The sequence below is a fragment of the Pseudomonas sp. 18.1.10 genome, assembly GCF_024655625.1.
GTDB lineage: Bacteria > Pseudomonadota > Gammaproteobacteria > Pseudomonadales > Pseudomonadaceae > Aquipseudomonas.
The window spans coordinates 1-2,696 of the sequence record NZ_JANLGL010000396.1; the positions used below are offsets into that span (position 1 = coordinate 1).

Here is a 2,696-nt window from a genome sequence, read left to right on the forward strand (position 1 = left end):
CACACTTGACCGCATTCCAAAGGACGTACTCGATCAAATGTGGGAGCGGGCTTGCTCGCGAAAGGGTCAGTCCAGGCACTACACAACCATCAGAAGAGCACCTTGGCCACATCCGCAAACCGCTTGGCAAAGTGCACCGTCATACCTTCCTTCAGGTACTCCGGCAACTCCTCAAAGCTGCCCCGGTTCGGCTCCGGCAAGATCAACTCATGAATCTTCTGGCGCCGTGCCGCAATCACCTTCTCACGCACCCCGCCAATCGGCAGCACATGCCCGGTCAGTGTCAGTTCGCCGGTCATGGCCACGCCTTTTTTCGGCGGCTGGTTACGGGCCAGCGACAGCAACGCACTGGCCATGGTCACGCCGGCGCTCGGGCCGTCTTTCGGCGTGGCGCCTTCCGGCACGTGCAGGTGCACGAAGGCTTCGTCGAAGAACTTCGGGTCACCGCCAAACGACTTCAGGTTTGAGCTGATGTAGCTGTAGGCGATTTCGGCGGATTCCTTCATCACTTCACCCAACTGCCCGGTGAGCTTGAAACCGCGATTGAGCGTATGGATGCGCGTCGCCTCGATTGGCAAGGTCGCGCCGCCCATGCTGGTCCAGGCCAAGCCGGTTATCACGCCGGTGCCGGATAACACCTGTTCGTTGCGGAACACCGGCATGCCCAGGGAGCTTTCCAGGTCTTTGTTGCCGATCTTGATTACCGAGTCCGGCTCATCCAGCAACTTGACCACCGCCTTGCGCACCAGTTTGCCCAGCTGTTTCTCCAGTTGGCGCACCCCGGCTTCGCGGGCATAACCGTCGATCAACGCACGCAGGGCGCCGTCGCTGATGGTCAGGCTGGTTTTGGCCACGCCGGCTTTTTCCAACTGTTTTGGCCACAGGTGGCGCTTGGCGATGGCGACTTTTTCTTCGGTGATATAGCCCGACAGGCGAATCACTTCCATGCGGTCCAGCAACGGGCCGGGGATCGAATCCAGGGTGTTGGCGGTGCACACGAACAGCACTTTGGACAGGTCCAGGCGCAGGTCCAGGTAATGGTCGAGGAATTCGACGTTCTGCTCCGGGTCGAGGGTTTCCAGCAGCGCCGACGCCGGGTCGCCCTGGAAGCTCTGGCCCATCTTGTCGATCTCGTCGAGCATGATGACCGGGTTCATCACTTCCACATCCTTGAGCGCCTGCACCAGCTTGCCGGGCAGGGCGCCGATGTAGGTGCGCCGATGGCCCTTGATCTCGGCCTCGTCGCGCATGCCGCCCACGCTGAAGCGATAGAACGGTCGCCCCAACGACTCGGCGATGGATTTGCCAACGCTGGTCTTGCCCACGCCCGGCGGGCCCACCAGCAGCACGATGGAACCGGCGACTTCGCCTTTATAGGCACCCACCGCGAGGAACTCGAGGATGCGGCTCTTGATGTCGTCCAGGCCCGCATGGTGTTTATCCAACACCTTGCGCGCGTGTTTCAGGTCGAGTTTGTCCTCGCCATACACGCCCCACGGCACCGCCGTCGCCCAGTCCAGGTAATTGCGGGTGACCGCGTATTCCGGTGAGCCGGTTTCGAGGATCGACAGTTTGTTCAGTTCTTCATCGATGCGCTTTTGCGCCTGGGCCGGCAGCACTTTGCCTTGCAGGCGTTGTTCGAACTGCTCGACATCGGCGCTGCGGTCGTCCTTGGTCAGCCCCAGTTCCTGCTGGATGACCTTGAGTTGCTCCTTGAGGAAAAACTCGCGCTGGTGCTCGCCGATCTTGCGGTTCACCTCGGCGGAGATTTCCTTTTGCAGGCGCGCAACTTCCACCTCTTTGCGCAGCATCGGCAGCACTTTTTCCATGCGCTTGAGCATGGGCACGCAGTCCAGCACTTCCTGCAACTCGTTACCGGTGGCCGAGGTCAGCGCGGCGGCGAAGTCGGTGAGGGGCGATGGATCGTTGGGGCTGAAGCGGTTGAGATAGTTCTTAAGTTCTTCGCTGTACAGCGGGTTGAGCGGCAGCAGTTCCTTGATCGCATTGATCAGCGCCATGCCATAGGCCTTCACCTCATCGGTGGGCTCGGACGGCTGGTGCGGGTACTCGACCTCCACCAGGTACGGCGGGCGATGGTGCTTGAGCCAGGTCTTGATGCGCACGCGGGTCAGGCCTTGGGCGACAAATTGCAGCTTGCCGTTCTCGCGGCTGGCGTGGTGCACCTTCACCAGCGTGCCGTACAGCGGCAGGCTGGAGGTGTCGAAATGGCGTGGGTCTTCGGGCGGCGTGTCCATGAAGAACAGGGCCAGGTTGTGGTGATCGGATTTACTCACCAGCTCCAGGGTCTCGGCCCACGGCTCTTCGTTGACGATCACCGGCAGCACTTGCGCCGGGAAGAACGGCCGATTGTGGATCGGGATGATATAGACCTTGTCCGGCAGGTTTTGCCCAGGCAGCGCCAGGCCAGTGTTGGACGAAGGGGATTCAGCGTTTTCGGGGTCGGCGTAGTCGTTGAGATCGTATTCGGGGAATTCTTGCTGGTCGCTCATGGGGCACCTGCATCAGGAAGTATGCAGGTTAGATGGGGCGGGGTTGCGGTGGTTTCAATGGTGGAGGCGAGATAGCAACATATTGCATGATTTTTTCCGTACACCGCAGATCCAACTGTGGGAGTGGGCTTGTGTGGGAGCGGGCTTGCTCGCGAATGCGGTGGGTCAGTAAATACATCTTTGACT

Annotated in this window: 1 protein-coding gene; it reads right to left on the minus strand. The window is 60.5% G+C overall.

Going from position 1 to position 2,696, the window contains the following annotated elements; genetic code table 11:
• Window positions 1-89: 89 nt before the first annotated feature.
• Complete coding sequence (lon, locus tag NUV89_RS29045; protein ID WP_017735973.1) at window positions 90-2,510, minus strand: endopeptidase La; 2,421 nt, start codon at window positions 2,508-2,510, stop codon at window positions 90-92.
• Between the last annotated feature and the right edge of the window lie 186 nt (window positions 2,511-2,696).

Bases quoted from the DNA above. Each gene is read 5' to 3' on its own strand.
- lon (WP_017735973.1), bottom strand. From the start codon at position 2,510: ATGAGCGACCAGCAAGAATTCCCCGAATACGATCTCAACGACTACGCC.